At 54.3% G+C, this 4442-nt stretch carries 5 protein-coding genes; 4 read left to right on the forward strand and 1 reads right to left on the reverse strand.

The genetic code is table 11. The annotated features are described in order from the left end of the window. The 3 genes from ACI4OH_RS11205 to ACI4OH_RS11215 all read left to right on the forward strand — a co-directional run. The coding region (locus ACI4OH_RS11205; protein WP_439784748.1) for a ribonucleotide reductase barrel domain-containing protein at positions 1-228 on the forward strand (228 nt) is incomplete at its 5' end. Between the two features lie 54 nt (positions 229-282). Beyond that, positions 283-1326, forward strand: coding sequence for a ribonucleotide-diphosphate reductase subunit beta (locus ACI4OH_RS11210; protein WP_295712874.1), 1044 nt, complete (start codon positions 283-285; stop codon positions 1324-1326). Between the two features lie 111 nt (positions 1327-1437). Next, the gene (locus ACI4OH_RS11215; protein WP_302488891.1) at positions 1438-2424 is read left to right on the forward strand and encodes a diaminopimelate dehydrogenase; all 987 of its coding nucleotides are present in this window, start codon (positions 1438-1440) and stop codon (positions 2422-2424) included. Between the two features lie 87 nt (positions 2425-2511). On the opposite strand, the gene ACI4OH_RS11220 is transcribed toward ACI4OH_RS11215, so the two are convergent. Beyond that, complete coding sequence (locus tag ACI4OH_RS11220) at positions 2512-3459, reverse strand: LysR family transcriptional regulator (protein ID WP_435721505.1); 948 nt, start codon at positions 3457-3459, stop codon at positions 2512-2514. Positions 3460-3604: 145 nt separating this feature from the next. Here ACI4OH_RS11220 and cuyB point away from each other — a divergent pair, with 145 nt between their 5' ends. Further along, positions 3605-4330, forward strand: a complete 726-nt coding sequence (gene cuyB, locus ACI4OH_RS11225; RefSeq protein ID WP_435721504.1) for a cysteate racemase — start codon at positions 3605-3607, stop codon at positions 4328-4330. Positions 4331-4442 lie beyond the last annotated feature (112 nt).

A 4442-nucleotide genomic window follows, 5' to 3' on the forward strand; every position in this document is an offset into this window, starting at 1 on the left:
TACAAGAGCGCGCATACGGTCGACCAGACCTGGTCCATACGGGCCGCGGGCGTCCGTCAGCGCCATATCGACCAGGCCCAGAGCGTCAATCTCTACATCACGAACGATTTCACGTTCCGTCAGGTCCTCGCGCTTTACATCAAGGCCTATGAAGAGGGCGTCAAGACGATTTATTATGTGCGCAGCAAATCTCTCGAAGTCGAGGAATGCGAGAGCTGCTCTTCCTGATGCAGATATGCAGCCAAAGGAAAATAAGAGAAGAGAAAGGATAAAAGGGGAATTATGTCAGAACTGAAGAAACGTCCGCTGTTCAATCCTGCGGGAGATATCGACGTGACGAAGCGCCGTCTGCTCGGCGGCAATACGACGAATATGAATGATTTCAACAATCTGAAGTACAAATGGACCTCGGACTGGTACCGTCAGGCCATGAATAATTTCTGGATTCCCGAAGAAATCAACCTCGCGCAGGATGTCAAGGATTACCGCCAGCTGCCGCCGGCCGAGCGCCGTGCCTACGACAAGATTCTGTCGTTCCTCGTCTTCCTCGATTCTGTGCAGAGCGCAAATTTGCCGAACATCTCGGCCTATATCACGGCCAATGAGGTCGACCTGTGTCTGGCCATTCAGTCGTTCCAGGAATGCGTGCATTCGCAGAGCTACAGCTACATGCTCGACACCATCGCGAGCCCCGACGAGCGTCAGGACATCATCTTCCAGTGGAAGGACGATGAGCATCTGCTGCGGCGCAATACGTTTATCGGCGACCTCTACAATGAATTCCAGCAGGACCAGTCGCGCCGGAATTTCCTGCGCGTGCTCGTCGCCAATTACATCCTCGAGGGCATCTACTTCTATTCGGGCTTCATGTTCTTCTACAACCTCGGCCGCATTGGCCATATGCCGGGCTCTGTGCAGGAAATCCGCTACATCAACCGCGATGAGAACACGCACCTCTGGCTGTTCCGCAATATCCTGCGCGACCTGCGCGGCGAAGAGCCGGACCTCTTCACGCCGGCAAATGAAGAGATGATGCGTGAGATGATTAAAGAAGGCGTGCGTCAGGAAATCGCCTGGGGCAGATATGCCATCGGCAACGAGGTCGAGGGACTCAATGAGAAGATGATAGAAGACTACGTTCTCTACCTCGGCAATGCCCGCGCCGAGAGCATCGGCCTCGGTCCGCTTTATGAAGGCCACGAAGAAGAACCTTCATCCATGCGCTGGGTCAGTCAGTATGCCAACCCGAATTTCATCAAGACCGACTTTATCGAAGGCCGCAGCACGGCCTACGCCAAGAGCACCGCGCTTGTTGATGACCTTTGATTATTGTCCTGTTTTCCGCAAATGTGATTTTTCCTATTTGCCTGTGTATCTTCTTATAGTATACTGGAGATGGGATTTTCAACATTGTTTTTAGAACAGGAAGGTGTTTTTATGAGCATTCGCATTGGTATTCTCGGTTATGGCAACCTTGGCCGCGGCGTAGAATGCGCCGTTGAGGAAAACGACGACATGGAGCTCGTGGCCGTCTTCACGCGCCGCGACCCGGCAAGCGTCAAAATCTGGTCCAAGAATGTTCCTGTCGTCAGCGTCAAGGATGTTGAGGATTGGAGCGACAAAATCGATGTCATGATTCTCTGCGGCGGCAGCGCCACGGACCTGCCGAAGCAGACGCCGGAATACGTCAAATACTTCAATGTCATCGACAGCTTTGATACGCACGCACGCATTCCTGAGCATTTTGCTGCGGTCGACAATGCAGCCAAAGAGAGCGGTCATCTCGGCATCATCTCCGTCGGCTGGGACCCGGGCCTGTTCTCCCTCGCCCGCGTCTACAGCAACGCCATCCTGCCGCACGGCAAGGACTACACGTTCTGGGGCAAAGGCGTCAGCCAGGGCCACAGCGACGCTATCCGCCGCATCAAGGGCGTAAAAGATGCTAAGCAGTACACCGTTCCAGTAGAAGCAGCTCTCGAAGCTGTGCGCTCCGGCTCGAATCCGGACCTCACCACGCGCCAGAAACACACGCGTGAATGCTATGTCGTCCTCGAAGAAGGCGCTGATGCCGCTTACGTCGAAAATGCCATCAAGACCATGCCGAACTACTTCGATGAATACGATACGACCGTACACTTCATCAGCGAAGAAGAGCTCAAGAAGAACCACAGCGGCCTTGCTCACGGCGGCTTCGTCATCCGTTCCGGACGCACGGGCCACGAAAAAGAGCATAACCACATCATCGAATTCTCCCTGAAGCTCGACTCCAACCCAGAATTCACCACGAGCGTCCTCGTCGCCTATGCCCGTGCCGCTTATCGTCTCGCCCAGGAAGGTCAGACCGGCTGCCGTACCGTCCTCGACATTGCCCCAGCATACCTCTGCCAGCAGAGCGGCGATACTCTTCGTTCGACTCTCTTATAAAAATATCTCGTTTTCCGAGCGAAGATTATGCGATAGCAAAAAAACTGCCCTATGAGGGCAGTTTTTTTATGCCATAACCTGAAAACATTATTCGCCGCGGTAGAGGGCCAGACTGCTTTCGATAAATCCCTGCATCGCCTTTGTCCGGTATCCCCGGCGCTTCACCGCGAGAAAAATCTGCCGAGCGGCTTCTTCATCCTCGAGCTTGTAATAAACGAGTGCTTCATTTGGCGCCGACAGCCGCACGAGCGTATCTGTCAGGAACGTAGCTCCGAGTCCCTGACGTGCCATATGGTACGCTGTCATGAGCTGGTTGAGGTAAAGCCGCACGCACGGGGTAAAGCCATTGTGCTGGAATAATTTTTTCGAGCGGCGGTACATATCGTTGCCCTTGCCGAGAATCAAAAAATCCGTCTCCTCAAAAGCCACGAGCGGTACGGCGGGCATCTGCGGCCTTAGATGGCGTCCCATGAGGATGTCCTGACGCGTCATGCGGTAAGCGGGAAATTTTTCATTGATGGGGTACGACGCCGGCACCGACAGCAGGATGTGGTCCTGATAGAAGGGCACTGCCTCAAAAAGTGTCTCGTCGTAAATACCGCTGTCGACGATGACGTCGAGCTCTTCGGTTGTCAGTTTATTGAAGAGGTCGGCCGAGTCCGACTCCGTGACCGACAGGGCGATATGCGGATGGCGCTGGCTGAAGGCCTCAATCATCGGCGGCAGGAAGCACGAAGCAAAAAAATTCGTGCCGCCGAGCTGCAGCGTGCCGCTTTCGAGCCCGGCAAGGTCGTCGCAGTAGCTCTTGAGGTCCTTCTTGATGCGGAAGATGCGCTCCGCGGCCTCGATGTAGGCGCGGCCCGCGTCCGTGAGCTGCAGCGGCGAAGTGCTGCGGTCGAAGATGGGCAGGCCGAGTTCTTTTTCGACTTTGCGCACCGAGGCCGACAGTGCCGGCTGTGAGACAAAGAGCTTGCGCGCGGCGGCGGAAAAACTTTTTTCCTGCCAGACCGCATAGACATAATCCATTCCCTGCATATGAATATATCTCCTTTTGTGCCATAAAATATTTCGATAGATATTATATAATTATATGTATTTGTTTATATACTACCAAAATGATATGCTGATAACAAGAAAAGATTTTGACTGGCGCAGGGCGCCGTAACATAGAGGAGTGGTCATGATGAAGACGATTGGTATTATTGGCGGTATGGGCCCGATGGCAACGGTGGACCTCATGAAAAAGGTCATTCTCGCCACAGATGCGCGTGAAGATCAGGACCATATTCCTATTCTCGTAGACAACAACACGAATATCCCTGACCGCACGGCAGCCATTCTCGGCAAAGGCGAGAGCCCGCTGCCGGAGCTCATGAAGTCGGCTGAGCGCCTGACGAATGGCGGCGCGGATTTCCTCATCATGGGCTGCAACACGGCACATTACTTCTTGCCGCTCATGCTGCCGCATCTGAGAATCCCCGTCATCAACATGATTGAGGAGACGGCTAAGTTCTGCGCCAAAGAAGGCTATCGCAAAGTCGGCCTGCTCGCTTCGGCCGGCACGTGCAAGTCGGGCCTTTATCAGCGCGCTCTGGCACGCGAGGGCGTCGAGGTCGTACAGCCGCAGGGCGAAGCAGAAGAAGCCGTGCACGGCATGATTTACGATGGCGTCAAAGCCGGCGACATGAGCTACGATACGACGGCCGTACGCATGGCTCTGAAGAAGATGGCTGACGAAGGCTGCGAGGCTTTTGTGCTCGGCTGCACGGAAGTGCCGGTGGCTGTAGAGATGTACCATCTCGAGGGCAATTTCATCGATGCGACAGAAGTCCTCGCGGAAAAGGCCGTAGAAAAAGCCGGTGCCAAGGTTATCTCGCACCTGCCGCGCAAAGCCGTGATGGCCTGAAGCCGTTTGTTTTGTTCCTTTGCTATCTATGCGTTTCCTTTGACGTATTAGGCATAGAGGGGCTGTGAAAAAACAGCCTTCATAAACAAAGGCGGTCCGCAGACTCGAATGA

Origin of the sequence: Mitsuokella apri, assembly GCF_051886055.1 — a bacterium.
Taxonomy (GTDB): Bacteria; Bacillota; Negativicutes; order Selenomonadales; family Selenomonadaceae; genus Mitsuokella.

What these genes read in the sequence shown, in the direction of transcription:
- ACI4OH_RS11215 (WP_302488891.1), top strand. Translation starts at nt 1,438, where the DNA reads ATGAGCATTCGCATTGGTATTCTCGGTTATGGCAACCTTGGCCGCGGC.
- ACI4OH_RS11220 (WP_435721505.1), bottom strand. Translation starts at nt 3,459, where the DNA reads ATGCAGGGAATGGATTATGTCTATGCGGTCTGGCAGGAAAAAAGTTTT.
- ACI4OH_RS11210 (WP_295712874.1), top strand. Translation starts at nt 283, where the DNA reads ATGTCAGAACTGAAGAAACGTCCGCTGTTCAATCCTGCGGGAGATATC.
- cuyB (WP_435721504.1), top strand. Translation starts at nt 3,605, where the DNA reads ATGATGAAGACGATTGGTATTATTGGCGGTATGGGCCCGATGGCAACG.